This is a genomic window from Pseudomonas salicis (assembly GCF_057128705.1).
In genome coordinates, this window is sequence record NZ_JBSKHU010000004.1 from 792,163 (window position 1) to 818,833 (window position 26,671).

The window sequence follows — 26,671 nt, forward strand, 5'->3', positions numbered from 1 at the left end:
ACCGAGATCACGTTGAACGTGCTGACCATGAACATGCACATGGGCTTTGGCTTTCTCAATCGCCGTTTCATCCTGCCGGAGTTGCGCGACGCGGTGCGCAGCGTGTCAGCGGACGTGGTGTTCCTCCAGGAAGTCCACGGCGAGCAGCAAAACCACGCGCAGAAGGTCAAGAACTGGCCGACCACGTCGCAGTACGAATTCCTCGCCGACAGCATGTGGAACGACTTCGCCTACGGGCGTAACGCGGTCTATCCCCACGGCCATCACGGCAATGCGCTGCTGTCGAAATACCCGATTATCCGCCACGAAAACCTCGATATCTCGATCCTCGGCACCGAAGAACGCGGCCTGCTGCATTGCGTGCTGGACGTGCCACGTTTCGGCGAGGTCCACGCAATTTGCGTGCACTTGGGCCTCAAGGAAGGGCACCGCCAGCAGCAACTCAAACTGCTGGCCGATCTGGTGACACGGCTGCCGCCGGACGACCCTGTGATCATCGCCGGCGACTTCAACGACTGGCGACAAAAGGCCGATGCCGCGCTGGTCCCGACCGGACTACGCGAAGTCTTCGTCGAATCGTTCGGCGCCCCGGCGAAAAGTTTTCCAGCGCGTTTCCCGCTGCTGCGGCTGGACCGCATTTACGTGCGCAATGCGCAGATCCGCGCGCCCAGGGTGCTGTCGAATCGGCCTTGGTCGCACCTTTCCGATCACGCGCCGCTGGCGGTGGAGGTGACGTTGTGAAGCCATTCAGTGACCGATGTGGCGTGTGGCAGGACGGTAACTCTGCCGAGCTGTTGATCAACGGCGAAGACTTCTTCGGCCGGGTGTTCGAGTGCATTCGTGCCGCGCAGAAAGAGGTGCTGATCGAGACCTTCATCATCTTCGAAGACCGGGTGGGCGAGGGCTTGCAGCAAGCGGTGATCGAAGCGGCCAGTCGGGGCGTGCGGGTGGTGATCACCGTCGACGACTATGGCACCAGCGACCTGAGCACGGCGTTCGTCCAGGCGATGATCTCGGCGGGTGTGCAAATTCAGCTGTTTGACCCGCGCCCGAAACTCATGGGCATGCGCACCAACCTGTTCCGTCGCCTGCACCGCAAGGTGGTGGTGATCGACGCCGAGCTGGCGTTCATGGGCGGTATCAATTACAGCGTCGATCACATGGCCGACACCGGCATCACCGCCAAGCAGGATTACGCCGTGTTGGTGCGTGGGCCTATTGTGGCGGACATCTACCGCTCGACCCTGAACATGCTCGGCCCGGCTGTGCGCAAGACGTTCACACCGCTCAAGGTTGTCACCCGGCGGGCAGGCAGCGCACGCATGCTGATGGCCGAACGGGACAACCGCCGCCACACCACCGACATCGAAGAGCAATACCTGCTCGCCATGCGCAGTGCGACCCAGCGCATCACCATCGCCAACGCGTATTTCTTCCCCAGCTATCGGTTTCTGCGCGAACTGCGCAACGCCGCCCGGCGCGGGGTCAAGGTCACGCTGCTGCTTCAAGGTCAACCGGACATGCCGTTCGTGCGCATGTGTTCGCGCCTGACCTATACCTGGCTGCTGCGCGAAGGCGTGGTGATTCACGAATACAAACAGCGGGCGCTGCACGGCAAGGTCGCTCTGATCGATCAGGAGTGGTCTACCGTGGGCTCCAGCAACCTCGACCCGCTGAGCCTGGCGCTGAATCTGGAAGCCAACCTGTTCATCCGCGATCCCGCGCTCAATCAGCAACTGCACGAACACTTGCAGGAACTGGCAGCGACTCACAGCAAGCAGGCCAACCTCAAGGGCTTGGCGAAAGGGCAGTGGTGGCGGGCGCCGATGATCTTCTTCAGTTTTCACTTTCTGCGGCATTTTCCGGCCATCGCCGGGTTGTTCCCGGTACACGGGCCGCGCCTGAAACCGGTACGTGCGCCGGATGCCTTGCCCGAAGCCGAAGTGCTCAAAGGCGAGCTGTCGCCTGATCAGGAGAAATTGTCATGAGCGGGGTAACGCAAGCATCGACCCATGCCGAGAAACCAGCGGCAGCAGGCAAACACAAGGCGTGGCTGACGTGGGCCAAGCGCGGGCTCACGCTGTTCTTCTTCATCGCCGTGCCGGTGATGCTGTTCCTGTTGATGAAGAACCTGGACTGGAACGAAGTCGCCCACGCGCTGGAGTCGTACAAACTCAGCACCCTGGCGTTGGGGTTTCTGGTGGCGACGGGGAGTTACCTGACCTATTGCGGCTTCGACGTACTCGCCCGGCGCTACACCGAGCACAAACTGTCGGTTGCGCAGATCGTGCCGGTAACTTTCGTCTGCTACGCGTTCAACCTCAACCTGAGCTCGTGGGTCGGCGGGATCGCCCTGCGCTATCGCCTGTATTCACGGCTGGGGCTCGACGTGCCGACCATCACCCGGATTCTCAGCCTGAGCCTGATCACCAACTGGCTGGGCTACATGCTGCTGGCGGGGGTCGTCTTCGCAGGCGGCTTCATCGACCTGCCCGACGGCTGGAAAATCGGCGACACCACGCTGCAACTGATCGGCTGTGTATTGCTGGTGGTGTGCTTCGGTTATTTCACCGCGTGCCGGTTTTCCAGGAAGCGCACCTTCACCATTCGCAAGCAACAACTGGTGCTGCCGTCGCTGAATCAAGCCTTGCGACAGGCGCTGTTAGGCGCGTTGAACTGGGGTCTGATGGCGCTGCTGATTTACATTTTGCTGCCGGAAAAAGCCTTCTACCCGGCCGTGCTGGGGATTCTGCTGATCAGCAGCATCGCCGGGGTCATCGCCCATATTCCTGCGGGGCTCGGAGTGCTGGAGACGGTGTTCATCACCCTGATGCAGCACCAGTTCAGCAAGGGGCAACTGCTGGCGGCGCTGATCGGGTATAGGGTGATCTATTTCCTGATTCCGTTGATGCTGGCATTGATCGTGTATCTGGTGCTGGAGAAACGCGCCAAGGCGATGCGCAGCAAGAACGAGGCGCGCAAGGTTTAATGAGCGCGACGGTTTGGTCGGAACGGCGATGCGCCCTGTGGGAGCGAATTCATTCGCTAAGGAGCAGCAGCCGACACATCTCCATCGCCTGGACGCCCTTCGCGAATGAATTCGCTCCCACAGGGGCTGAGTGCAGCCCCATGTTCTGCGATCAATCCCGACCCGCAAACATCCTCACCGCATCCACCGCTTCATTCGTCCCATTGCTGATCTGCACGATGGCCGACCCGGCCTGATCCGCCAGGTCCACGCCCTTGGCCGCATTGCTGCGGGTGTTGTCCATGCTGACGATGGCCTGTCGTGTTTCGGTCTGAATTAACTGGATCATCTCCGAAATTTCCTGCGTCGAACGACTGGTGCGCCCCGCCAGTTGCCGCACTTCATCGGCCACCACCGCAAACCCTCGGCCCTGATCACCCGCCCGCGCCGCTTCAATGGCGGCGTTCAACGCGAGGAGGTTGGTCTGATCGGCGATGCTGTGGATGGTGTTGACGATGGCCGTGATCTGTTCGGAGCGTTCGCCCAACTGGCCGATGATCCGCGACGAGTCCTCGATGTTTTGTGAGATCTGGCGCATTTCCCCGGCGGCCTGCTGGATCACCTGCGTGCCTTGCTCGGCGACTTTCTGGGTCTGTACCGAAATGTGATAGGCCTGCGCGGCACTGTGGGCGTCCTGTTCGTGCTTCTCGATGCGCGCCGTGACGTCCGAGGCGAACTTGACGATCTTGCACAGCTTGCCGCTGGCGTCGTAGAGCGGGTTGTACGAGGCTTCGAGCCACAGGGTCTGGCCGTGCTTGCCGACGCGCTTGAACTGGTCGCTGAAAAACTCGCCCTTATTCAGCCGGCGCCAGAAGTCCTGATACTCGGAACTGTTGACCAGGTCCGGAGGGCAGAGCTGCTTGTGGTTCTTGCCGATCAACTCCTGACGGCTGTAGCCCATCAGGCGCAGCAGGTTGTCGTTGGCCGACAGAATGCGCCCGTCCAGATCGAATTCGATCACCGCCATGGCGCGGTCAATGGCTTGCAGTTTGTTGCGCGATTCGTTTTCGGCCTGTATGCGCGCGGTCACGTCCATCGCATATTTGACGACCTTGACCACCTTGCCACTGGCGTCACGCACCGGGTTGTAGCTGGCTTCCAGCCAAACCGTGCTGCCGTCTCCCGCCACACGCTGGAACGTCGCCGAGACGAATTCACCACTGCGCAGGCGTGACCACAGCTGGGTGTATTCGGCGCTGCGGGCGTAGTCAGGGGTGCAGAACATGCGGTGTTCTTTGCCGATCACCTGCTCGGGGCGATAGCGCATCGCTTTGTAGAAATTGTCGTTGGCACTGAGCACGACGCCATTGAGGTCGAATTCGATGCTCGCCATGGAGCGGCTGATGGCTTCCAGCAGACTGGCCTGGTGAGCGACGGTCAGTTGCAGGTCCTGGATGGTCTTGTTCTTGGACGAGTCGAAAAACATGATGGCGGCTCAGGCAAATGGAACAACGGTGGGTTCCGTTCCTTGGCCATGGAGCATGGGTCAATGCTCAGCTGCGGTTTCCTTTTGCAGTGCATAGATCATCACAAACGTGATATCAAAAAGCTACAGTTTATGTTGTACAGCTCGTCGGTTTTGTACAGGATTTTTGAGTGGTGTGTAGATCCGATGCTTCGGTAACGGCTGATTACGGTTCCGCCCTTACGGCGGGTTCTGCCCTTAGGCAGAACCCGCCGTAAGGGCGGAACCCTAAGTCGCCGTTACCGCAGCATTGGATATTCACCGAAAACCCAAGTCGATAACGCGTTAAGCAGGATTGCTAATCCTCAAACCCCACCTGCTCCGACATCTCATCCACCTTCAACTCCAACCGGTACGCCACCGCGATAAAAAGCGCCTGACACAAACACAACGTCGCACTCAACGACCGGAACGCAAACGAACTCCCCTCATTCACCAACAACACCGAATTCGCCCGCTTGGCCAGCGGCGACAGGTTGCTGTCGGTAATGATCAACGTCTTGGCCTGATGATGCTGCGCAATCCGCAGGCAATGCTGCGTCTCCTTGCCATAAGGCGTGAAACTGATCGCGATCACCAGATCGTTTGCCCGCACGCTGCGCATCTGCTCGCGATAGCTGCCGCCAAGGCCCGAGATCAGGTGAATGCGCTTGTTGGTGTGTTGCAGGTTGTAGACCAGATAATCCGCCACCGCGAAGGACCGTCGTACGCCGACCACGTAGATGTTGTCGGCGTTGACCACCAGGTCCACCGCCTTTTCGAAGGCTTCGTCGTCCAGTTCCAGCGCCAGCCGTTCCAGCCCCGAAAGCGTCGCGTTTACGCATTCTCGCGCCAGGTCGCCGCCGCTGGCTTTCTGAGATTTGTTGGCGATCATGCTGCGAATGCGTTGCTGGTAATTCTGCACCGGCGTGGCTTTGTGGGTGTACGCCTCGCGGAACAGCGCCTGCATCTCGCTGAAGCCGCTGAAGCCGAAACGCTGGGAGAAACGAACGATGGCCGACGGATGCACTTCGCATTCCCGCGCGATGTCGCTGATGCGATCAACCATGATCCGGTCGCTCTGCTGGCTCATGTAACTGGCGATGCGCTTGAGCTGGCGGGGCAGGCTTTCGTATTCCGCAGTGATCAGCTTGAGCAGGGCGTCGGCGGTCTCCGGTGCGCTGATCTGCGACGTCGTGGCGTCGTCGGTCTCGGGCAAGGTCGGCTGGTCGGGACTGGGCATACGGATGAATCCTCTGACTCGTTCATGTGAAACGCGAATGGCCGGTTTAGCAGGTTTTCTGTGGGAGCGAATTCATTCGCGAAGGGCCTGCTCAGGCGCTAATTATGTGTCGGCCGGAAAATCGCATCGCGAATAAATTCGCTCCCACCGTGTGGGTGCATGGCACACCGACGGCGGAGTTTACCGTGGCTCATGTTCCGGTCGCTCCTGTTTAGCACGATCTGCCACCCTTTGCGTAAATTGGAAAAAATATTCCACATGAAAATAATTTAGAAAAAATCATTGATCCTGACGGGAGAGCGTTCTAGTCTGCATTCCACATACAACGCTTCGTTGAAGCCGGGCTTATAAAAATAAAAGGAGCCAGCATGGGCCAGACTCGTTTTGCCAGTGGACGTTCGTTGGACGTGGTATGCCTTGGACGTCTGGGGGTCGACCTTTACGCGCAGCAGATTGGTGCGCGTCTCGAAGACGTCAGCACTTTCGCCAAATACCTCGGTGGTTCGTCCGCCAACATCGCCTTTGGCACGGCGCGACTGGGCGTGAAGTCGGCCATGTTGACCCGCGTCGGCAACGACCACATGGGCCGTTTTCTCACCGAATCTTTGGCCCGCGAAGGCTGCGACGTCAGCGGCATCAAGGTCGATGCCGAACGCCTGACCGCTATGGTGCTTCTGGGCATCAAGGACCGCGAAACCTTCCCGCTGGTGTTCTACCGCGAGAACTGCGCCGACATGGCGCTGAATGCCGAAGACATCGACGAAGCGCAGATTGCCTCCAGCAAGGCGCTGCTGATCACCGGCACGCATTTCTCCACTGATCAGGTTTACAAGGCCAGCAGCCAGGCGCTTGATTACGCCGAGAAGCACAACGTCAAGCGCGTCCTCGATATCGATTACCGCCCGGTCCTCTGGGGCCTGACCGGCAAGGCCGACGGCGAGACCCGTTTTGTGGCTAACCAAAGCGTCAGCCAGCACGTGCAACGCATCCTGCCGCGCTTCGACCTGATCGTCGGCACTGAAGAAGAATTCCTTATCGCGGGCGGCTCGACCGACCTGCTCGACGCCTTGCGCAACGTCCGCGAACTGACCGCCGCCACGTTGGTGGTCAAGCTCGGCCCGCAAGGCTGCACGGTGATTCACGGCGCCATTCCTTCCCGCCTCGAAGACGGCGCGATCTACCCTGGCGTGCGCGTCGAGGTGCTGAACGTGCTGGGCGCGGGCGATGCGTTCATGTCGGGCTTCCTCAAGGGTTGGCTCAATGACGAGAGCGACGAACGTTGCTGCCAGTTGGCGAATGCCTGCGGTGGGTTGGTCGTTTCCCGTCACGCCTGCGCCCCGGCGATGCCGACGCTGGTGGAGCTGGAATACCTGTTCAACAGCCCGGTGCCGATCACCCGGCCCGATCAGGATCAAGTGCTGCAACGCCTGCATCAGGTCAGCGTGCCGCGCAAGGAATGGAAGCAGCTGTTCATCTTCGCTTTCGATCATCGAGGCCAGTTGGTGGAGCTCGCGCAGAAGGCAGGGCGCGATCTGGCCTGCATCGGCCAGCTCAAACAGCTCTTTATTCAGGCAGTGGAGCGGGTCGAAGCCGACTTGAAGAAACGCGGCATCGAGGCGGACGTCGGTCTGCTGGCGGACCAACGTTTCGGCCAGGATTCGTTGAACGCGGCCAGCGGTCGCGACTGGTGGATCGCCCGTCCCGTCGAGGTTCAAGGCTCGCGCCCGCTGGCCTTCGAGCATGGCCGTTCAGTGGGGAGCAACCTGGTGGCGTGGCCGAAAGAGCAGATCATCAAGTGCCTGGTGCAGTACCACCCCGACGACGAGCCGATGCTGCGTCTGGAGCAGGAAGCGCAGTTGATGGGGCTGTATCAGGCGTCCCAGGCCAGCGGTCACGAGCTATTGCTGGAAATCATCCCGCCGAAGGATTTGCCCGGCGCGCACCCGGAGGTGATCTACCGTTCGCTGAAGCGCCTGTACAACCTCGGCATCTACCCGGCGTGGTGGAAGATCGAAACCCAGTCCGCCGAGACGTGGGAAAAACTCGATGCGCTGATTCAGGAGCGCGACCCGTACTGCCGTGGCGTGGTGCTGCTGGGCCTGAATGCCCCGGCAGAAACCCTGGCGGCAGGCTTTCGCGAAGCCAGCCGAAGCACAACGTGCCGGGGCTTTGCCGTGGGCCGGACGATTTTCCACGAACCGAGCCGCGCGTGGCTGGAAGGGGAGATCGACGACGCCGGGCTGATCAGCCGCGTGCAGAGCACCTTCGGCTTCCTGATCGAATCCTGGCGCGAAGCGCGAGCCTGAGTCGATCAACGCTGTGAACACTTTTCAAGGCGACAAAAACAATAAAGGTGCAGCCATGCCCGCTTCCGCAATCCGAATTGGCATCAACCCGATTTCCTGGAGCAACGATGACCTGCCCGCGCTGGGCGGCGAAACCCCGCTGACCACGGCCCTCAGCGAAGGCAAGGAGATCGGCTACGAAGGCTTCGAACTCAACGGCAAGTTTCCCAAGGATGCCAAAGGCGTCGCCGACGTGCTCAAACCCTATGACTTGGCGCTGGTTTCGGGCTGGTATTCCAGCCGTCTGGCCAACCGTTCGGTGGCCGAAGAGATCGAAGCCATTGCCGATCACGTCGAGCTGCTGAAACACAACGGCGCCAAGGTGCTGGTGTACGGCGAAGTCGCCGACTCGATTCAGGGTTCGCGCATTCGTCTGGTGGAACGTCCGCGTTTTCACAGCGACAGCGCCTGGCAGGAATACGCTGACAAACTCACCGAGCTGGCGCGTTTTACCCTGTCTCAGGGTGTGCGTCTGGCCTATCACCACCACATGGGCGCGTACGTCGAATCCCCCGACGACATCGATAAGTTGATGGCGTTGACCGGCAGCGAAGTCGGCCTGCTGTTCGATTCGGGGCATTGCTACATGGGCGGGGGCGAGCCGTTGCAGGTGCTGCGCAAGCACATCGACCGGGTCTGTCATGTGCACTTCAAGGACGTGCGCAAACCGGTGGTGCAACTGGCGCGCAACAACCTGTGGAGCTTCCCGGATTGCATCGTCAATGGCACCTTCACCGTGCCCGGGGATGGCGACATCGATTTTGCCGCACTGCTCGACGTACTGATCGACGCCCACTACGAAGGCTGGCTGGTAGTCGAAGCCGAGCAGGACCCGGCCGTGGCGCCGAGTTATGTGTACGCGAAGAAAGGCTATGACACGCTGCGCAATCTGCTGGCCGCAGCCCAGGAAAGCCACGTCGGTTTACATCAGCCTTCACACAGGAGCCTGTGAACATGAATCTTCTGGTTAAAAGCAAAGCCGAAGGCCGCGACGTCGTGGCGTTGGGCGAGGGCGTGCTCGAATACGTCGGTTTCGCGGCCTATCGGCTGACGGTCGGCGAACGCCTGCCGGTCATCTCCAGCGACAAGGAGCTGTGCCTGGTGCTGCTCAGCGGTCGGGTCAGTGTCTGCGGCGAAGCACCAGCGCAGGGGGCCTTTCACTGGGAAAACCTGGGCGACCGGCAGTCGGTCTTCGAAGACAAATCGCCGTTCGCCGTCTATCTGCCGCCCTACAGTCAGGCGCAGGTCACCGCCCTGAGCGCAGTGCAAATTGCGGTCTGTGCGGCGCCCGGCGACGCGTCGAAAGGCCTGCCAGCGCGGCTGATCAAGCCCGACAGCATGAAACGCAGCGTGCGCGGCAAGGCGGCCAACACGCGGTACATCTGCGACATCCTCCCGGACACCGAACCGGCCCATTCGCTGCTGGTGGTGGAGGTGCGCACGCCGTCCGGTCACTCGTCCAGCTACCCGCCGCACAAGCACGACAAGGACGATCTGCCCCACGAGAGTTTTCTCGAAGAGACCTATTACCACCAGATCAACCCGCCTCAGGGGTTTGTGTTTCAGCGGGTCTATACCGACGACCGCAGCATCGATCAGGCCATGGCGGTGGAGAACAACGACCTGGTGACCGTGCCCAAGGGTTACCACCCGGTGAGTGTGCCGTATGGTTATGAGTCTTATTATTTGAACGTGATGGCCGGGCCGAAACGCGCCTGGCAATTCCACAACGATCCGCAGCATCAGTGGCTGATCGATTTGTAAGTCACCCCATTTTTTGAGGAACAGGCAATGAGCAACGCCCCGATTATCGGCCACTACATCAATGGCCAGGTGCAGGACGCCAGCGAGCGTTTCAGCGACGTGTTCAACCCGGCCACCGGCGACGTGCAGGCGCGCGTTGCGCTGGCGGAACTGAAAACCGTCGACCAGGCCGTGGCTGCCGCTCAGGCCGCTTTCCCGGCATGGGCCGATCAGTCGTCGCTACGCCGCGCGCGGGTGATGTTCAAGTTCAAGGAATTACTCGATCAGCACCACGACGAGCTGGCGGCAATCATCACCCGCGAACACGGCAAAGTGTTTTCCGACGCCAAGGGTGAGGTCGTGCGCGGCATCGAGATCGTTGAATTCGCCTGTGGCGCGCCGACCCTGCTGAAAAGCGATTACAGCGACAACATCGGCGGCGGCATCGACAACTGGAACCTGCGCCAGCCGCTGGGCGTGTGCGCAGGCGTCACGCCGTTCAACTTTCCGGTCATGGTGCCGCTGTGGATGATTCCCATGGCGCTGGTTACCGGCAATTGCTTCATCCTCAAACCGTCCGAGCGCGACCCGTCTGCATCGCTGTTGATGGCCCGGCTGCTGAAAGAAGCCGGCCTGCCGGATGGTGTGTTCAACGTCGTGCAGGGTGACAAAGTGGCGGTCGACGCGCTGCTGCAACACAAGGGCATCGAAGCGATTTCCTTCGTCGGCTCGACCCCGATTGCCGAATACATCCATCAGCAAGGCACTGCCCATGGCAAGCGCGTTCAGGCATTGGGCGGGGCGAAGAACCACATGATCGTCATGCCTGATGCCGATCTGGACCAGGCCGCGGACGCTTTGATCGGCGCCGCGTACGGCTCGGCCGGCGAGCGCTGCATGGCGATTTCCGTGGCCGTGGTGGTGGGCGACGTGGGTCAGAAACTCATCGACAAACTGTTGCCGCGCATCGATTCGCTGAAAGTCGGCAACGGCATCAACGGCGATTCCGACATGGGTCCGTTGGTGACGGCAGTGCACAAGGCCAAGGTCGAAGGCTTCATTGATCAGGGCGTGAAAGAAGGCGCGAAACTGATCGTCGATGGTCGCGGCTTCAAAGTGCCGGGGGCCGAGAATGGCTTCTTCGTCGGCGCCACGCTGTTCGATCACGTCACCCCCGAGATGACTATCTATAAGGAAGAGATTTTCGGCCCGGTGCTGGGCATCGTGCACGTGCCGGATTTCGCGTCGGCGGTCGAGCTGATCAACGCCCACGAATTCGGCAACGGCGTGTCGTGCTTCACCAGCGACGGCGGCATCGCCCGTGCGTTTGCGCGCAACATCAAGGTCGGCATGGTCGGCATCAACGTGCCGATTCCGGTGCCGATGGCCTGGCATTCGTTCGGCGGCTGGAAACGCTCGCTGTTCGGCGATCACCACGCGTACGGCGAAGAAGGGCTGCGTTTCTACAGCCGCTACAAAAGCGTGATGCAACGCTGGCCGGACAGCATCGCCAAAGGGGCGGAATTCAGCATGCCGACGGCGAAGTAAGCGCTTTTCGCCTGCTGGAATGCGATCAACTGTGGGAGCGAACTCATTCGCGAGAGGCCGGTACATCCGAGACACCTACGTCGGCTGACCTGTCGCATCGCGAATGAATTCGCTCCCACAGACCCCCCCTTGATCCGAGACACCTCCAATAAAAACAAGGTGCAAGCATGACCACGACACGTTTGACCATGGCCCAGGCCCTGGTGAAGTTTCTCGATAACCAGTACGTCGAAGTCGACGGCGTGCAGAGCAAATTCGTCGCCGGGGTGTTCACCATTTTCGGCCACGGCAACGTCCTGGGCCTGGGCCAGGCGCTGGAACAGGACAGCGGCGATTTGATCGTGCACCAGGGCCGCAACGAACAGGGCATGTGCCACGCCGCCATGGGCTTCGCCAAACAACACCTTCGCCGCAAGGTCTACGCCTGCACCTCCTCAGTCGGTCCGGGCGCCGCGAACATGATCACCGCCGCCGCCACTGCGTCGGCCAACCGCATCCCATTGCTGCTGCTGCCGGGCGACGTGTACGCCAGCCGCCAACCCGACCCGGTGCTGCAACAGATCGAGCAATTCCACGACCTCAGCATCAGCACCAACGACGCCTTCAAGGCCGTGAGCAAATACTGGGACCGCATCAACCGCCCCGAACAGCTGATGAGTGCCGCGCTCAACGCCATGCGCGTGCTCACTGATCCCGCAGAAACCGGCGCGGTCACCCTGGCCTTGCCGCAAGACGTGCAAGGCGAGGCCTACGATTATCCCGATTCCTTCCTGCAAAAACGCGTGCACCGCATCGACCGTCGCCCGCCGACTCAGGCCATGCTCAACGACGCGGTGACGCTGCTCAAGGGCAAACGCAAACCGCTGCTGATCTGTGGTGGCGGCGTGCGTTATTCCGGCGCGGCGGCAGAATTGCAAGCCTTCGCCGAACGTTTCGACATTCCCTTCAGCGAAACCCAGGCGGGCAAGAGCGCCATCGTCTCCGCGCACCCGCTGAACATGGGCGGCATCGGCGAGACCGGTTCGCTGGCGGCCAACACCCTGGCCAACGAAGCAGACCTGATCATCGGCGTCGGCACCCGCTACAGCGACTTCACCACCAGCTCCAAATCGCTGTTCCAGAACCCGAACGTGCAATTCCTCAACCTCAACGTCGGCGCCTTCGACGTGCAGAAGCTCGACGGCGTGCAGGTGCTGGCCGACGCGCAACTGGCGTTGCAGGCACTGACCGCAGGGTTGGGGGACTACCGTTCCCAGTGGGGCGACGCACCGCGTCAGGCCCGCGCGGCGCTGGATACCGAAGTGGATCGGCTGTACGCCGTCGACTACCAGACCGCGGATTTCGAACCGGAAGTCGCCGGGCATCTGGACCCGCAAGTGCTGCGGGATTTCATCGAAATGACTGGCTCGTGCCTGACCCAAAGCCGGGTGCTCGGCGTGCTCAATCAGCAGTTGCCGCAAGACGCGGTCATTGTCGCGGCGGCGGGCAGTCTGCCGGGTGATCTGCAGCGGGCCTGGCGCAGCACCAGCGTGGACAGCTATCACGTGGAATACGGCTATTCGTGCATGGGCTACGAAGTGAACGCTGCCTTGGGCGCGAAGATGGCGGCGCCTGAGCGTGAGGTGTATGCGCTGGTCGGCGACGGCTCGTACATGATGCTGCACTCGGAGCTGGCGACCTCGATTCAGGAGCGGCGCAAGATCAACGTGGTCCTGCTCGACAACATGGCCTTTGGTTGCATCAACAACCTGCAAATGGGCAACGGCATGGGCAGCTTCGGCACCGAATTCCGCTACCGCGACCCTGAAACCGGCTTGCTGGATGGCGATTTCGTCCCGGTGGATTTTGCCATGAGCGCGGCGGCCTATGGCTGCAAGACGTACAAGGTGAAGACGATCGAAGAACTGGAAGCGGCGCTGGCGGATGCGCGCCAGCAAACCGTTTCGACGCTGATCGACATCAAGGTCCTGCCGAAAACCATGATCCACGGCTACCTGTCGTGGTGGCGCGTGGGCGTGGCGGAAGTGTCGACCACAGGTGGCACCGCCGAGGCGTATGAACGGCAGAAAGCGATGCTCGCCAAAGCCCGGAAATACTGAAGCTGCCGCATGACCTGTAGGAGTGAGCTTGCTCGCGATTGCGCTCTTTCAGGCACCGCTGAGGTGGCTGGTCTCAGGCCATCGCGAGCAAGCTCACTCCTACAGTAGAGCGTATACGGACAGAGGACTGCGTATGAAAATCGGACTCATCGGCTACGGCAAAGGCGGGCGTTTCTTTCACGCGCCGCTTCTGGCCAGCCTGCCCGGCGCGAGCTTTGCGGGGGTGGTGACGCGTTCCCCCGAGCGTCGCCAGGAGCTGACCCAGGATTACCCCAAGGTCCCGGCCTTCGACAGCCTGGCCGACCTGGTCGCCGCCGGTGTCGATGCCGTGGTGATCTCCACCCCACTGGCCTCCCGCCGGGCGCTGATTCTGGAAGCCATCGAACTCGGCATTCCGGTGGTCAGCGACAAACCCTTCGCCCCCAGTGCCAAAGACGCCCAGGAACTGGTGGACGCCGCCGAGCGCCGTGGCGTGTTGCTGGGCGTGTACCAGAACCGTCGTTGGGATTCGGACTTTCTCACCGTGCGCAAATTGATCGATCAGGGCGTGCTCGGCGAGATCACCCGGTTCGAATCCCGCGTCGAACGTTATTCGCCGTCGTCAGTGGGCAAGGAAAGTGGCGGCGGGATTCTGCGCGATTTAGGCAGCCATCTGGTCGATCAGGCGCTGCTGTTGTTCGGCCCGGTGAAGCGGGTGTACGCCGAACTGGAATTCGCCACGCCCGAGCAGAAGGTGGATCACGGCTTTTTCGTGTCGCTGATTCATGAGAGCGGCGTGACCTCGCACCTGTGGGGCAACTGCCTGCAAAACGCTCAAGGCCCACGCTTTCGGGTCAACGGCTCTCAGGGCTGCTATACCGTTGAAGGCCTCGACGGCCAGGAAGCAGCGGCGCTGGCCGGGTTGTCGCCCAAATCCGAGGGCGAACGCTGGGGCGTTGAAGAACATCGTCGATGGGGCTGGTTCGAACAGGGCGAACACCGCGAGCGGGTGCCGTCGGAGCGGGGCAGTTGGCCCGAGTTCTACCGACAATTGCAGGATGCGGTGATGAACCAGGGACGAAACCCGGTGGATGCGCGGGATGCGGTGGCGTCGGCCAAGGTGCTGGATGCCGCCAGAATCAGCGCGCTGGAAGGGCGAGTTATCACCCTTTAATGGGTATACCTCGGTTCAAGACTGTGGGAGCGAATTCATTCGCGAAAAATATTCCAGACGACAAAAATGCGTCGGTTGAAAATGCCTATCGCGAATGAATTCGCTCCCACAGAAGTCTTGTCCAGCCCACCCAGAGGAGCCGTCGCGCACGTAGAAAACGAAAATAGAAATAAATTCTAAAATCTGTTGAAGTAGAAATTATTTTCCAATAGAGTCATTTCCAGGTTGCCGAATCTCGACGTTCAGACCGTTTCCACCGTCTGATCGAACGAAACAAAAACAAGAAAGCCAAGAAGACAGGTACCGTCGATGAACATGCTCAAATCAGCCGTCAAGGTCTGCCGTTCCGCATCACGTTCGCTGCTTGCCCATTCCCGGGCGCTGTCCCGCCTGACCCCCGCTATCACGTTCGACAAAACCCTTGAAATCCTCGCCCGCGTCCTCTGCGTTCAAAGCAGCGGCGTGATGGTCTGTGGTTCGGCGAGTGCGTCGGTGGCCCATTTTCCAAGCCCGGATTTTGCCAGCCCAAAAAACACCCTCTGAACACCCGCAGTCGTTAGCCAATTCATACAACAACAAGAATTTGGAGAAAGACCGTACATGAACACCAAAGCCCGTTTTACCTCCCTGGCACTGGCCCTGATGCTCAGCAGTGGCGCCACTCTGGCGGCCGACCTGAAAATTGGCGTGGCCATGTCGCAGTTCGATGACACCTACCTGACCTATATGCGCGAAGACATGGGCAAAAAGGCCAAGGACATGGGCGGCGTCGACCTGCAGTTCGTCGATGGCCGCAACGACGTCAACAAACAGCTCGACCAGGTGCAGGAGCTGATCGGCAAAAAAGTCGATGCACTGATCGTCAATCCGGTGGACACCGCCGCCACCGCGCGCATCACCAAGGCCGCCACCGCTGCCGGGATTCCGCTGGTCTACGTCAACCGCCGTCCGGATGATCCGAAGCTGCCCGCAGGCGTGGCCTCCGTGACCTCTGATGACAAGGAAGCGGGCCGTATGCAGATGCAATACGTCGCCGACAAACTGGGCGGCAAAGGCACCGTGGTGATTTTGCTGGGCGAGCTGTCGAACAACTCGACCCGCGACCGCACCGAAGGCGTCAAAGAGGTCCTGAAAAAATACCCGGACATCAAAATTGCCGAAGAACAGGAAGGCGCCTGGGGTCGGCAGAAAGGCATGGACATCACCAACAACTGGCTGACCCAAGGCCGTGATTTCAGTGCCGTGCTTTCCAACAACGACGAAATGGCCATCGGCGCCTCCATGGCCCTCAAGCAAGCGGGCAAGAAGCAAGGCGACGTGCTCGTGGCCGGTGTCGACGGCACCCCGGACGGCCTGGCTGCTGTCAAGAAGGGCGACCTGACCGTGTCGGTGTTCCAGGACGCCAAAGGGCAGGGCGAAGGCTCCATCGACGCCGCTGTGAAACTGGCGAAGAAGGAAACGCTGCCGCAACAGGCCATCGTGATCCCGTTCAAGCTGATCACGCCTGAAAACGTCAGCACGTTCAAATAACGTCCACACCACGACGACGGACAGGACGCAGAGGCGGGTCTTCCCCCTCTGCGCCGATGTCGCCTGAGGAGCCTGTGACCATGTTCGCATCCGCTACTGCTTCGACCGCTGCCCCGGCCAGCGCCACCGCCGACCGCGCGGCCACCGCTGCCGAGCATCCCTACCTGCTGGAAATCACCCACATCAGCAAAGGCTTTCCGGGCGTGGTGGCGCTGGACGACGTGGAACTGCGCGTCCGCCCAGGCAGCGTGCTGGCGTTGATGGGCGAGAACGGTGCGGGCAAGTCCACCCTGATGAAAATCATCGCCGGGATCTACCAGCCGGACACCGGCGAAATCCGCCTGCGGGGCAAACCGGTGGTGTTCGAAACCCCGCTGTCAGCCTTGCAGTCGGGCATCGCGATGATCCATCAGGAACTCAACCTGATGCCGCACATGACCATTGCCGAGAACATCTGGATCGGCCGCGAGCAGCTCAACGGTTTTCACATGGTCGATCACCGCGCCATGCACCGCTGCACTCAAGAATTGCTGGACCGCCTGCGCATCGACCTCGACCCGGAAGAGCACGTCGGCAATCTGAGCATCGCCGAGCGGCAGATGGTCGAGATCGCCAAGGCCGTGTCCTACGACTCAGACGTGCTGATCATGGACGAACCGACTTCTGCCATCACCGAGAAGGAAGTCGCCCACCTGTTTTCGATCATTGCCGACCTGCGGGCGCAAGGTAAGGGCATCATTTACATCACCCACAAAATGAACGAGGTGTTCGCCATCGCCGACGAAGTGGCCGTGTTCCGCGACGGCGCCTACATCGGCCTGCAGCGCGCCGACAGCATGGACGGCGACAGCCTGATTTCGATGATGGTAGGGCGCGAACTGACCCAGCTGTTCCCCGAGCGTGACACGCCGATGGGCAAGCTACTGCTCTCCGTTCGCAACCTGTCGCTGGAGGGGGTGTTCAAGGATGTGTCCTTCGATTTGCACGCCGGTGAAGTGCTGGGCATCGCCGGTTTGATGGGATCGGGGCGTACCAACGTCGCCGAAACGATCTTTGGCATCACCCCGTGCACCGGCGGCGAGATTCAGCTGGACGGCGCGCCGATCAAAGTCACCGACCCGCACTTCGCCATCGAGAAAGGCTTCGCGCTGTTGACCGAAGATCGCAAACTCAGCGGCCTGTTTCCGTGCCTGTCAGTGCTGGAAAACATGGAGATGGCGGTGCTGCCGCATTACGTCGGCAACGGCTTCGTGCACCAGAAAGCGCTGCGCGCCCTGTGCGAAGACATGTGCAAAAAATTACGCGTGAAGACGCCGTCTCTGGAGCAATGCATCGACACGCTGTCTGGCGGCAATCAGCAAAAGGCCTTGATTGCGCGCTGGCTGATGACCAATCCCCGGGTGCTGATTCTCGACGAACCGACCCGAGGCATCGACGTCGGCGCCAAGGCCGAGATTTACCGGCTGATTTCCCTGCTGGCCAGCGAAGGCATGGCGGTGATCATGATCTCCTCGGAATTGCCGGAAGTGCTGGGCATGAGTGATCGGGTCCTGGTCATGCACGAAGGTGAAATGATGGGCACGCTGGACCGTGCCGAGGCAACTCAGGAGCGGGTCATGCACCTGGCGTCCGGCAATTCGATCCACTAAAGGCCTGTCACTGGCCCCTCGTGGGTCGTAACAAGAATAAGAGGCACACATGAAGATGAACGCGATCCTGGAAAACAAACCCGCCGTGGCGCCGACCAAGCACAAACGTCGGATGCCTACCGAGCTGAGCATCTTTCTGGTGCTGATCGGCATCGGCCTGATCTTCGAAATCTTCGGCTGGGTCGTGCGGGATCAGAGCTTTCTGATGAACTCCCAGCGGCTGGTGCTGATGATCCTGCAAGTGTCGATCATCGGAATGATCGCCATTGGCGTGACACAGGTGATCATCACCACGGGCATCGACCTGTCGTCCGGCTCGGTGCTGGCGTTGACGGCGATGATCGCGGCCAGTCTCGCGCAATCCTCCGATTACACCCGCGCTGTATTTCCTTCACTGACCGACCTGCCGGTGTGGATACCGGTCATGGCCGGATTGGGGGTGGGGCTGTTGGCCGGGGCGATCAACGGCAGCATCATCGCCATCACCGGGATTCCGCCGTTCATCGCCACCCTCGGCATGATGGTGTCGGCCCGTGGCCTGGCGCGTTTCTACACCGGCGGCCAGCCCGTGAGCATGCTCAACGATTCCTACACCGCCATCGGTCAGGGCGCGATGCCCGTGATCATCTTTCTGGTGGTGGCGGTGATCTTCCACATCGCCCTGCGCTACACCAAATACGGCAAATACACCTACGCCATCGGCGGCAACATGCAGGCGGCGCGCACCTCCGGGATCAACGTCAAGCGTCACTTGGTGATTGTCTACAGCATCGCGGGCCTCTTGGCCGGGCTTGCCGGTGTAGTGGCCTCGGCAAGGGCTGCGACGGGGCAGGCAGGGATGGGCGTTTCGTACGAACTGGATGCGATTGCGGCCGCTGTGATCGGCGGCACCAGCCTGGCGGGCGGCGTCGGTCGGATCACCGGCACCGTGATCGGCGCGCTGATTCTCGGGGTGATGGCCAGCGGCTTCACCTTCGTCGGCGTCGATGCCTATGTGCAAGACATCATCAAAGGCCTGATCATCGTCGTCGCGGTGGTCATCGACCAGTACCGCAACAAACGCAAGCTCAAACGCTGATGTCGTGATGCCAGTCGTTTGATGAACGTGAAAAGGGCCCGCAGAGGGGCCCTTTTCGTTTTTCTGCCGGTTTGAACCGAACGGCCGATGGCCTGTCAGACAGCGTCCAGAAAGCCGGTGTTGGCAGGCCGGACGCCATCGCGAGCAAGCTCACTCCTACAGGGTTACGCGTGCCTGTAGGAGTGAGCTTGCTCGCGATAACGGTGCCGAATCCGATGAGCTTGTCATGGCAGACACAGGTTGAAACACCGGTTTGGCTCAACGCCACCGGGGATTTAGGGGGTTGTTGAGCGAATCTTGTTCAATTATGTTGCCGAGTACGAAACCCGGCCTTAGACTGCCGCCCCTCGTAAATTGAGTGCCGGGTGCGCTTGGAGACGACGGCGCTGGTGACTCGCGACCTTTACGATCGGGCCAAGGCGCTCCCTTGATTCGCCCTAATGCACGTTTTTTTATAGAGAAATCAATGACCAAGGAAAAGTTGCTGGCGATGCCGGCCGATGACTACATGAACGCGGAGCAACACGCATTCTTCATCGAGCTGCTGCAAGCCATGAAAGTGGAAATCCACGAGCGCATCGAGCAGAGCCGTATCGCTATCGAAAGCCTGGACACCCCGGCTGATCCCGCTGATGCCGCTTCCGTCGAAGAAGAGCGTCACTGGCTGGTCAACGTGATCGACCGCGATCAGCGCATGCTTCCACAGCTGGAAATGGCGTTGACCCGTATCGCCGAAGACACGTTCGGCTGGTGCGATGACAGTGGTGAGCCTATCGGTCTGAAGCGCCTGCTGATCAGCCCGACCACCAAATACTGCATCGAAGCTCAGGAACGCCACGAGCAGATCGACCGCCACCAGCGCCAGGCCTGATCCGCCCGCTGTGGTTCAAAGCCCGATTGCCTTGCGAGGCCGTCGGGCTTTTTGTCGCCTGCGATTTGTGATTCTGATCGCTCCGGATGAAGCGGACAAAAATCCGACCGACTACCACTAATGACTCATGGCGCATGGCCGCCATCTGACGTTTAATGCTTTCAAAATAATGATAAGCAGGGTGGGTCAAGGATATGACGGCTAATGGCATGGGCACCGGGTCGCGTTCGTTACCCGCACAATCGGCGGCGAGCGTATTGCCCGCTGCAAACCCCCGCTGGCTGGGGCTTTGCCTGCAAAGTCTCGCGTTATGTCTGCTGTTTGCTGCCATGGCGTGGGGCGAACTGTCAGTCTATGTGTGCCTGCCCCTCGGCTTGCTGACCCTCTGGTTGCCGCGCTTTATCCCTGCCCGAACAATCGTTGAGCCTGCTGGCCAGCCCGACGATGCCCTGGAGCGCCTGACCCGCGACCTGTCCCGCAGCACCAGTCACAACGCCCTGTCAGCGGCGGCGGTGGCGTTTTCGGTCAAGCAACTGGCAAGCAAGCTGCAATCCCAGGTCGATGCCGCCGAGCAGATCGTCAGCAGCGCTGACGTGATGATCGCCACTGAGCGCGCCACGTCGTCCCTCAGCCAGCAAGCGTTGGGCGCGGCCAGTGAAGTGCGGCAAAGCAGCGACGCCGGGCTGATCGTACTTAATGCCTCCATCGCTTTGATGCATCAACTCAGCGAGCGCGCCGACAGCAGCCGTCAACTGATCGAAGCCCTGAGTCAACGCAGCGAAGACATTCAACGGGTGACGTCGGTCATTCAGTCAATTGCCAGCCAGACCAATCTGCTGGCGCTCAATGCTGCCATCGAAGCCGCTCGGGCCGGTGAGCACGGGCGCGGTTTCGCTGTCGTGGCCGACGAGGTGCGTGGGCTGGCGGGCCGAACGGCCACCGCCACCGGCGAAGTCGGGGAGATGGTCGCCGACATCCAGCAGCGCACTGCGCAAGTGGTCGAGCAGATTCGCCAGTTGGCGGGGGACCTGGACAGCGGCGTCGGGCAGGTGGAAACCACGGGCCGTCAATTGGCGAGCATTGCGCAGTTGGCCGCCGGGGTGGAAGGGCAGGTCAGCGAGATCGCCTCGGGCGCGGAGAACAATCAAGGGCAATTGAGCAGCCTGTTCGTGGCCATTGAACAAATGCGCAGCGACCTGGCGATCAGCGACGACCAGACCCGTCAATTGGCTAAATCTGCCGTGCAGATGGAGGGCCAGGCCGAGACCATCAGCGAGCGGCTGGCGGAGGTGGGTCTGGAAGACTATCACCAGCGCATCTACGACCTCGCTCGTGAAGGGGCGAGTGAGATTGCCCGTCGCTTCGAGCAGGACATCGACCAGCACCGTGTCAGCCTGGATGACCTGTTTGATCGTCATTACCAGCCCATTGCCAACACATCGCCGCCCAAATTCCAGACCCGGTTTGACCGCTACACCGACCAGGTCTTGCCTTCCATCCAGGAGCCGTTGCTGACCCGGCATGAAGGCCTGGTGTTCGCCATCGCCTGCACCCAGCAGGGTTACGTCCCGACCCACAATCTGGCGTTCAGCCAACCCCTCACCGGCGATCCTGCCGCCGACACGGTGCACAACCGCACCAAGCGTAAATTCGACGATCGCACTGGCATTCGCTGCGGCAGCCATCAACAGCCCATGCTCTTGCAAACCTACACCCGCGACACCGGCGAGCTGATGCACGATCTCTCTGTGCCGATCATCGTCAAGGGAAGGCATTGGGGCGGGTTGCGGCTTGGGTATAAACCCGGTAGCGGCGCGCTCCACGGGTGACACCGTAAGCTTCCCGATCATCGGCCCGGGTAATGCTCCGGCCTGATGTCCCTTGGCACAAATGAAAAACCAAGAAGTAATATTTATATATTGTTTGTGCCGATATTAAATGTTTAGGTGTGTTTGTTGTTTGTCAGTGATTACGTCTTCCGTTGTGGGAAAGAAGGGGCGCAATTTTTTAATGGTCTGATATTTAAGTGGGAAGTTTCTGAATAACTACTTGCTGTATTGACGTTTTCGGAGGTGCAATCATTCTGTGAGTTATATGTCTGGATATGTAAAAAGTTTATTCGGACTTTAACAAACCCTCACAGGTAATTACACATGACAGCACTACACTGGGGTACAGGTTCGAGCAGCGCGGCGGGTAAACTCGGGGTCATCGTCCGCATCGGCGTTTTCTTTGACGGGACGGGCAACAACCGCGTCAACAGCCAGATCGGGGCCGACTGTCAGGCCATGGCGGAAATCTACAAGGGTGAGCACATCAAGGAGTGCGGAGGACGCCACTCTGACCCTTCCAGCAGTTACAGCAATGATTTCACTAACATTGCGAGGCTGGCTGACTTATATCGGCACCAACCCAAGGCGACCAATGACGGGGCCGGGTTGAGACTTTATGAAGTTTTTTATATCAGCGGTATTGGCACCACCTCCGGCGGGAGGGATTCGCGATTGTCCGGCCAGGGATTTGGGCGGGGTTACACGGGCGTTGTCGCCAAGGCATTGGTCGCGGTCAAAAAGATCAGCGATTTTCTCAAGACATTCGACCTGCATAACCCCGGCTGCGTGATCGCGGGCCTGGAGTTAGACCTTTTCGGGTTCAGCCGGGGCGCGGCGGCGGCCCGTCATCTGGCCAATGAAGTGCTCAAGCAGTCCCGGGGCGCCCTCGGGCCCGTTCTCGATCCCCGCAAGCTGCCGCTGTCCTCGGATTTCTCCTGGGCAGCGGGCAGTGTGCGGCTGAAGATTATAGGGCTGTTCGATACCGTGGCGGCGGTGGGCGGTCTCTCTGATCTGGGCAGCGTGCGCGATGCATCCAATGCGCGGGTGAATCTGTTCCTGCCGCCAGGCTGTGCGCAGCAGGTGCTGCATCTGGTTGCGGCTGATGAGCATCGGCGCAATTTCGCGTTGAACAGCGTCATGCCGGGGTGGCCGAAGGAGATCATGCTCCCCGGAAGCCACTCGGACATCGGCGGCGGTTATCAACCGCAAAGCATGGAAACGGTCTCACTGACCAGACCCCGGCGCAGTCTGGTCAGCGCCAATACGCCGTTCGACGCCACCGAGGCGTGGCTGCAGACCCACGCCGAAATGGACCAGTTGAACGCCGAGCGCTGGATCGACCCGACTGACGAGACTTCTTCTATCTGCGTCGAATGCCACGAGCGGATGGGGCAGAGGGGGCATGGAATGAAGACTGTCGTGGCCAGCGTGAAGCTGCAACGTCGCGTGTTCGGCCATCTCTCGCGGGTGTACCTGCGGGTGATGCATGGGTTGGCGTGTGACGAGGGTGTGCCGTTCCGGCCAATACCGGACACTGCCGACCTGAGCCTGCCGCCAGAGTTACGGAATGTGGCAGAAAAATTGATGGCGTATGCGCGGGGACAGGGCGATGCATTGTCCCCGGATGAAATGAAAATGCTCTATCGGCGCTATATCCATTGTTCCGCGCACTGGAACGGGACGCTGGGTCGACGAGGCGCGCTGGTGGATACGCTCTTCGTGCATGCACCGGAGCTGGACGGGCGGCAGCGCTTTCTCAATGTGTCGCAGCGGGGTTATCCGTTGTGACACGACCAGCCGGGGCGAAGGCGGCCTGAATTCGGCCGCCTCGTACCGTCCGGCAGTGTCATTTTTTCGGGTGCAGCCGTTCGTTCAACTCATCCACGACGGGCGCCCACTCGGCATCCACTCGCAGTTCTTCTTTTAAAAAACGCGCCTGTTGCGGGGTCCAGAAGTCGGCGTCGATCAGCTTCACGTCATCCGGCAGGGCGTGTTGGCTGATAAAAGCGTCAATGCTGGCTTCATCGGCATCGAGTCCCAATTGTTCGAACAGTGTCGCCAGTGTCGGTGTCGTGAGTTCCATGATGTCTCCCTTGAAGGCTGCGGTCGTGATGAGCGTGATCAGTTCGTCACCTGTGTTGCATGTGAGTGTGGGAGGTGAGCAAGAGTTCGACGTATCTGCCTGAACGATTCAGCCCGCGCCCTGCGTGATGTCTCGGCGATTGGACACAGGCGCACGCGCACATTCATGTACAAAAACGGCTACATTACGGACGGAAGGCATATATCCCGTATAGACTCTCAGCCGGTAGAATCCTGGCGCGTGCCAGCGTCCGGCACCCGGGACGCATCGTTTTCCTTGTCGTTACCCTTGCCTGGCCAATTGCCGGGCAAGTTCATATCAGGTTGGGAGTTTGTACATTGGCAGTAAGTAATCTGGATACCCATGCGTTATTCGTGCTTGGCGATTTGCGCGCGAAGTTGGTGAAGCTGTTCCAGGCACGTTTCGTTTATGTCATCGAGCAGTCTCCCGAGGGCATTTACATGTCCGAAATCGACACCGAGGCTGCGCTGGTCGTCGATGACAAACCGCGTCTGGAGCTCAAGGTGGGCGATCACTTTCGTGCTGCCGTATTGCCGAGCCGTGAGGGTGGCAAATTCGAACTCCGTTTTCGTGAAATCAAGATGACCGTCTACGGTCTGGGCGAGTATGCCTTCGTCGAAGTGCCCGAAGGTCACGGCATTGTGTTCAAGGAATCCCACACGGTGTTCATGGTGTTCGCGGCCCATGAACAGATCCAACAGGGCCTGAGCAAAGTCTTGAAAGCCGCCACGGCTAAAGCGGCCAAGTGGCGCAAGGGCGAACTGGTGTTCAAGGCCAGCGAGTGATTCGCTGACCCTGAACCGTTTTCGCGTCAGAAGCGGGTCTGCACCGCCAGTTCGAACGTTCGTGGTTCTCCCAGGTAATACGCCGGTGACACATGGGCGAAGCGCGCATACACCTCATCGGTGAGGTTGCGGACGCGGCCGGTGACCGATGTGTGTGAGTCCACCTTGAAGGTCAGAAAGCTGCCATAAAGCGTGTAGGACGGCACCGTCTGCGTATTGGCATTGTCGGCATACACCGACGCCACGTAGCGCGCATCGACGCCGCCTTGCCAGCGCGGGGTGAAGTCGTAGGTCAGCCACAGATTGCCGACCCGTTCCGGCACGTTGGTCGGTGTGTTGCCCTTGCGTGAGACCACCACCCCGGCGGCGTTCTTTTCGCTGAACTCGTCGTACTGCGCGTCGACCCAGGCAATGTTGCCTTCGAGGAGTAGCGCCGGCGTGATCCGCAGCGCGCTGGCCAGTTCGACCCCCCGCGAGGATTGCTGGCCCACCGGGATGGTGTTGGTCGGGTCCTGCGGGTCGGTCACGGCGAAGTCCTTGCGCTCGATCGTGTAGGCCGCGACTGTGGCCGAACCCCGGCCTTGCAGGTAGTCGAACTTGCTGCCGATTTCCCACTGCTTGCCCGTGGACACATCGAAATTCTGCGTCCCGCCGGGCTGCTCGGCGGCGGTGCTGTATTGCACGTACACGTTGGCGCTGGGCACGAACTGCCAGGTCAGACCCGCGCGGCCCGTCACCGGTTGCCAGTCTCGTCGCAAGTGGCGGGGGTTGCTGGCGGTCACCATGCGATGGTTGGTCACGTCCAGGTCGATGTCGTCGTAGCGCAGGCCGGTCACCAATGACCATTGTTCATTCAGCGCCAAATGGTTCTCTACGAAGACTGCTTGGGTCGTCACCTCGTTGGTCTTGTCCTTGACGAACCCCTGTCGCGTGCCGGGCAAGTCGTAAAAGTGACCGGGATCGAACGCGTCCGGATTTACGGTGTTGTTCGCCGGGACATTCCACGGGTTGCTGGTGGTGCTGTTGACCTTGTACTCGAAGCCCCCCGCCCAGGTCGTGGCCATGCCCAGCAGGCTGCTTTCATGACGCAGCTCGAACTGATCGCCGCCTTGCGTGCCTTCGTGGCGCACCAGGTAGGCGGTCGAGCGATTGATCGCGCTGTTGTCGGCGTTGTACTGGTAGGTCTCCAGATTCCGGTAATCGCGCTGGCTGTCGAGGTGATAGAGGGTGTTGCGCAAGGTCGTGGCGTCATCAATGCGGTAATCGATGATCGAGCGAATCCACTTCGTGCGCTGTTCGTACAGCCCGTCGTCGACGTTGTAATTGCGAAAGCGGTCGTGTTTGTCGATCTTCAATTCCCCCGCCTTGGGGTTGAGCACCGGCGTGCCCCAATAGGGGCTGTCTTCGTGTTCGTCCTGATATTCCAGCGCCAGGGTGTGGGACAGGTTCGGCGTGATGTCGCTGAGCAGGGAAAAGGCCACGTTCCAGGCATCGTTTTCCTGGCGGTCGATGTAGCCGTTGCTGGTGGTGTGGCTGACGTCCAGACGGGCGTAGTGCTGAATGTCCGAAGTGGGATCGCTGAGCGCGTGGTTTACGCCAAAGGCGGTTTGCGTGGTGTCGAAACTGCCGTAGCTGATGCGCCCCTCGGCGGCCTGTTCCTCGCGATTGGCCAGTTTGGTGACGTAGTTCAGCGAGCCGCCCACCGAGCCCGCGCCGTTCATCACGGAGGACGGTCCGCCAAGCAGTTCGACGCGGTCGTAGATCCAGCTGTTGACCGGGCGCGCCAGGCCGGTGGCGACGTTGATGCCGTTGAACATCTGCGTCACCTGGCTGCTGGTGAAACCACGATAGGAAATGAACCCCCCGAAGCCGGGCGGCGCGCTAGCGTTGACGCCGGGCAAGGCGTTGGCAGCGTCCTGAAAGTTCTGCGCGCCTCGGCGTTCGATGTCCGAGCGGTTGGCGACGGCGATAGAGGCGGGAGTGTCGCGCAACGTCAGGCCCAGATGGGTGGCGCTGGCGGCCTGTTGTTCGAGGTTCAGTCCGTTGGGGTCGGTGAGGTGGTCGTCGTTGATCGTGACGGGGGCCAGATCAATGGCCGATTGCGCATAGGCGAGTGGAGACAGGCTGCCGATCAAACCGGCGAGCAGGGGAATGCGTTTCATGGTTAAAACCTGAAATGAGGGCGAGCGAATCCCGAGTCTTCGGCGCGTGTTCGCGGC

At 60.5% G+C, this 26,671-nt stretch carries 21 protein-coding genes and 1 pseudogene; 17 read left to right on the plus strand and 5 right to left on the minus strand.

Features of this window, described 5'->3' with window-relative positions; translation table 11 throughout:
• The first annotated feature begins 39 nt into the window (after positions 1-39).
• The 3 genes from ACWKWE_RS18200 to ACWKWE_RS18210 are packed head-to-tail and all read left to right on the plus strand — an operon-like array spanning position 40 to position 2,989.
• Complete coding sequence (locus ACWKWE_RS18200; protein WP_166593790.1) at positions 40-741, plus strand: endonuclease/exonuclease/phosphatase family protein; 702 nt, start codon at positions 40-42, stop codon at positions 739-741.
• Positions 738-1,988 carry a cardiolipin synthase ClsB gene (gene clsB / locus ACWKWE_RS18205; RefSeq protein ID WP_371928462.1) on the plus strand — a complete coding sequence of 417 codons (1,251 nt, stop codon included), beginning with the start codon at positions 738-740 and terminating at the stop codon, positions 1,986-1,988. The genes ACWKWE_RS18200 and clsB overlap by 4 nt, the downstream gene beginning before the upstream one ends.
• Positions 1,985-2,989, plus strand: coding sequence for a lysylphosphatidylglycerol synthase domain-containing protein (locus ACWKWE_RS18210; RefSeq protein WP_483851285.1), 1,005 nt, complete (start codon positions 1,985-1,987; stop codon positions 2,987-2,989). The genes clsB and ACWKWE_RS18210 overlap by 4 nt, the downstream gene beginning before the upstream one ends.
• Positions 2,990-3,140: 151 nt before the next feature.
• Here the strand turns inward: ACWKWE_RS18210 and ACWKWE_RS18215 are convergent, their stop codons facing one another.
• The 3 genes and pseudogenes from ACWKWE_RS18215 to ACWKWE_RS18225 form a co-directional block, all read right to left on the minus strand.
• Positions 3,141-3,590 carry a methyl-accepting chemotaxis protein gene (locus ACWKWE_RS18215; protein ID WP_401142412.1) on the minus strand — a complete coding sequence of 150 codons (450 nt, stop codon included), beginning with the start codon at positions 3,588-3,590 and terminating at the stop codon, positions 3,141-3,143.
• A gap of 87 nt (positions 3,591-3,677) precedes the next feature.
• Positions 3,678-4,454, minus strand: a pseudogene (locus ACWKWE_RS18220) (PAS domain-containing protein); the annotation flags it as partial.
• A gap of 337 nt (positions 4,455-4,791) precedes the next feature.
• Entirely contained in the window at positions 4,792-5,715 is a 924-nt protein-coding gene (locus tag ACWKWE_RS18225; RefSeq protein ID WP_166597919.1) for a MurR/RpiR family transcriptional regulator, read from the minus strand.
• A 368-nt stretch (positions 5,716-6,083) separates the two neighbouring features.
• Between ACWKWE_RS18225 and ACWKWE_RS18230 the strand changes: the two genes are divergently transcribed.
• The 13 genes from ACWKWE_RS18230 (at position 6,084) to ACWKWE_RS18290 (ending at position 23,351) form a co-directional block, all read left to right on the plus strand.
• Entirely contained in the window at positions 6,084-8,021 is a 1,938-nt protein-coding gene (locus ACWKWE_RS18230) for a bifunctional 5-dehydro-2-deoxygluconokinase/5-dehydro-2-deoxyphosphogluconate aldolase (protein ID WP_483851286.1), read from the plus strand.
• A 55-nt stretch (positions 8,022-8,076) separates the two neighbouring features.
• Entirely contained in the window at positions 8,077-9,012 is a 936-nt protein-coding gene (gene iolE, locus ACWKWE_RS18235) for a myo-inosose-2 dehydratase (protein WP_483851287.1), read from the plus strand.
• A gap of 2 nt (positions 9,013-9,014) precedes the next feature.
• Entirely contained in the window at positions 9,015-9,824 is an 810-nt protein-coding gene (gene iolB, locus ACWKWE_RS18240) for a 5-deoxy-glucuronate isomerase (RefSeq protein WP_341959058.1), read from the plus strand.
• Between the two features lie 27 nt (positions 9,825-9,851).
• Positions 9,852-11,351, plus strand: coding sequence for a CoA-acylating methylmalonate-semialdehyde dehydrogenase (locus ACWKWE_RS18245; RefSeq protein ID WP_166597923.1), 1,500 nt, complete (start codon positions 9,852-9,854; stop codon positions 11,349-11,351).
• A gap of 167 nt (positions 11,352-11,518) precedes the next feature.
• Positions 11,519-13,450, plus strand: a complete 1,932-nt coding sequence (gene iolD, locus ACWKWE_RS18250) for a 3D-(3,5/4)-trihydroxycyclohexane-1,2-dione acylhydrolase (decyclizing) (RefSeq protein WP_483851288.1) — start codon at positions 11,519-11,521, stop codon at positions 13,448-13,450.
• 133 nt (positions 13,451-13,583) lie between these two features.
• Entirely contained in the window at positions 13,584-14,603 is a 1,020-nt protein-coding gene (locus tag ACWKWE_RS18255; RefSeq protein WP_166597925.1) for a Gfo/Idh/MocA family protein, read from the plus strand.
• A gap of 309 nt (positions 14,604-14,912) precedes the next feature.
• Positions 14,913-15,146: a hypothetical protein gene (locus ACWKWE_RS18260; protein ID WP_166597926.1), complete on the plus strand. Its 234-nt coding sequence runs from the start codon at positions 14,913-14,915 to the stop codon at positions 15,144-15,146.
• A gap of 57 nt (positions 15,147-15,203) precedes the next feature.
• Positions 15,204-16,133, plus strand: a complete 930-nt coding sequence (locus ACWKWE_RS18265; protein ID WP_166597927.1) for a sugar ABC transporter substrate-binding protein — start codon at positions 15,204-15,206, stop codon at positions 16,131-16,133.
• A gap of 80 nt (positions 16,134-16,213) precedes the next feature.
• Positions 16,214-17,782 (plus strand): sugar ABC transporter ATP-binding protein, encoded by a 1,569-nt coding sequence (locus ACWKWE_RS18270; protein ID WP_483851289.1) that lies wholly within the window; start codon positions 16,214-16,216, stop codon positions 17,780-17,782.
• Between the two features lie 55 nt (positions 17,783-17,837).
• Positions 17,838-18,860, plus strand: coding sequence for an ABC transporter permease (locus tag ACWKWE_RS18275; protein ID WP_483851343.1), 1,023 nt, complete (start codon positions 17,838-17,840; stop codon positions 18,858-18,860).
• 466 nt (positions 18,861-19,326) lie between these two features.
• Positions 19,327-19,731, plus strand: a complete 405-nt coding sequence (locus tag ACWKWE_RS18280; protein ID WP_166597929.1) for a TraR/DksA family transcriptional regulator — start codon at positions 19,327-19,329, stop codon at positions 19,729-19,731.
• 209 nt (positions 19,732-19,940) lie between these two features.
• A complete protein-coding gene (locus tag ACWKWE_RS18285; protein ID WP_483851344.1) occupies positions 19,941-21,560 on the plus strand; it encodes a methyl-accepting chemotaxis protein in 1,620 nt (539 codons plus the stop codon).
• A 324-nt stretch (positions 21,561-21,884) separates the two neighbouring features.
• Positions 21,885-23,351, plus strand: coding sequence for a T6SS phospholipase effector Tle1-like catalytic domain-containing protein (locus ACWKWE_RS18290; RefSeq protein ID WP_483851290.1), 1,467 nt, complete (start codon positions 21,885-21,887; stop codon positions 23,349-23,351).
• A gap of 58 nt (positions 23,352-23,409) precedes the next feature.
• Here the strand turns inward: ACWKWE_RS18290 and ACWKWE_RS18295 are convergent, their stop codons facing one another.
• A complete protein-coding gene (locus ACWKWE_RS18295; protein ID WP_166597932.1) occupies positions 23,410-23,646 on the minus strand; it encodes a DUF2789 domain-containing protein in 237 nt (78 codons plus the stop codon).
• Positions 23,647-23,984: 338 nt separating this feature from the next.
• Between ACWKWE_RS18295 and ACWKWE_RS18300 the strand changes: the two genes are divergently transcribed.
• Entirely contained in the window at positions 23,985-24,452 is a 468-nt protein-coding gene (locus tag ACWKWE_RS18300) for a hypothetical protein (protein ID WP_341959049.1), read from the plus strand.
• A gap of 26 nt (positions 24,453-24,478) precedes the next feature.
• Here the strand turns inward: ACWKWE_RS18300 and ACWKWE_RS18305 are convergent, their stop codons facing one another.
• Complete coding sequence (locus ACWKWE_RS18305) at positions 24,479-26,614, minus strand: TonB-dependent receptor (RefSeq protein ID WP_483851291.1); 2,136 nt, start codon at positions 26,612-26,614, stop codon at positions 24,479-24,481.
• Between the last annotated feature and the right edge of the window lie 57 nt (positions 26,615-26,671).

Coding starts and splice junctions, on each gene's coding strand:
- ACWKWE_RS18265 (WP_166597927.1), top strand. CDS start 15,204: ATGAACACCAAAGCCCGTTTTACCTCCCTGGCACTGGCCCTGATGCTC.
- ACWKWE_RS18275 (WP_483851343.1), top strand. CDS start 17,838: ATGAACGCGATCCTGGAAAACAAACCCGCCGTGGCGCCGACCAAGCAC.
- ACWKWE_RS18260 (WP_166597926.1), top strand. CDS start 14,913: ATGAACATGCTCAAATCAGCCGTCAAGGTCTGCCGTTCCGCATCACGT.
- iolD (WP_483851288.1), top strand. CDS start 11,519: ATGACCACGACACGTTTGACCATGGCCCAGGCCCTGGTGAAGTTTCTC.
- ACWKWE_RS18210 (WP_483851285.1), top strand. CDS start 1,985: ATGAGCGGGGTAACGCAAGCATCGACCCATGCCGAGAAACCAGCGGCA.
- ACWKWE_RS18245 (WP_166597923.1), top strand. CDS start 9,852: ATGAGCAACGCCCCGATTATCGGCCACTACATCAATGGCCAGGTGCAG.
- ACWKWE_RS18295 (WP_166597932.1), bottom strand. CDS start 23,646: ATGGAACTCACGACACCGACACTGGCGACACTGTTCGAACAATTGGGA.
- ACWKWE_RS18270 (WP_483851289.1), top strand. CDS start 16,214: ATGTTCGCATCCGCTACTGCTTCGACCGCTGCCCCGGCCAGCGCCACC.
- ACWKWE_RS18280 (WP_166597929.1), top strand. CDS start 19,327: ATGACCAAGGAAAAGTTGCTGGCGATGCCGGCCGATGACTACATGAAC.
- ACWKWE_RS18290 (WP_483851290.1), top strand. CDS start 21,885: ATGACAGCACTACACTGGGGTACAGGTTCGAGCAGCGCGGCGGGTAAA.
- ACWKWE_RS18255 (WP_166597925.1), top strand. CDS start 13,584: ATGAAAATCGGACTCATCGGCTACGGCAAAGGCGGGCGTTTCTTTCAC.
- ACWKWE_RS18200 (WP_166593790.1), top strand. CDS start 40: ATGGGCTTTGGCTTTCTCAATCGCCGTTTCATCCTGCCGGAGTTGCGC.
- ACWKWE_RS18285 (WP_483851344.1), top strand. CDS start 19,941: ATGGGCACCGGGTCGCGTTCGTTACCCGCACAATCGGCGGCGAGCGTA.
- iolB (WP_341959058.1), top strand. CDS start 9,015: ATGAATCTTCTGGTTAAAAGCAAAGCCGAAGGCCGCGACGTCGTGGCG.
- ACWKWE_RS18230 (WP_483851286.1), top strand. CDS start 6,084: ATGGGCCAGACTCGTTTTGCCAGTGGACGTTCGTTGGACGTGGTATGC.
- ACWKWE_RS18225 (WP_166597919.1), bottom strand. CDS start 5,715: ATGCCCAGTCCCGACCAGCCGACCTTGCCCGAGACCGACGACGCCACG.
- iolE (WP_483851287.1), top strand. CDS start 8,077: ATGCCCGCTTCCGCAATCCGAATTGGCATCAACCCGATTTCCTGGAGC.
- ACWKWE_RS18305 (WP_483851291.1), bottom strand. CDS start 26,614: ATGAAACGCATTCCCCTGCTCGCCGGTTTGATCGGCAGCCTGTCTCCA.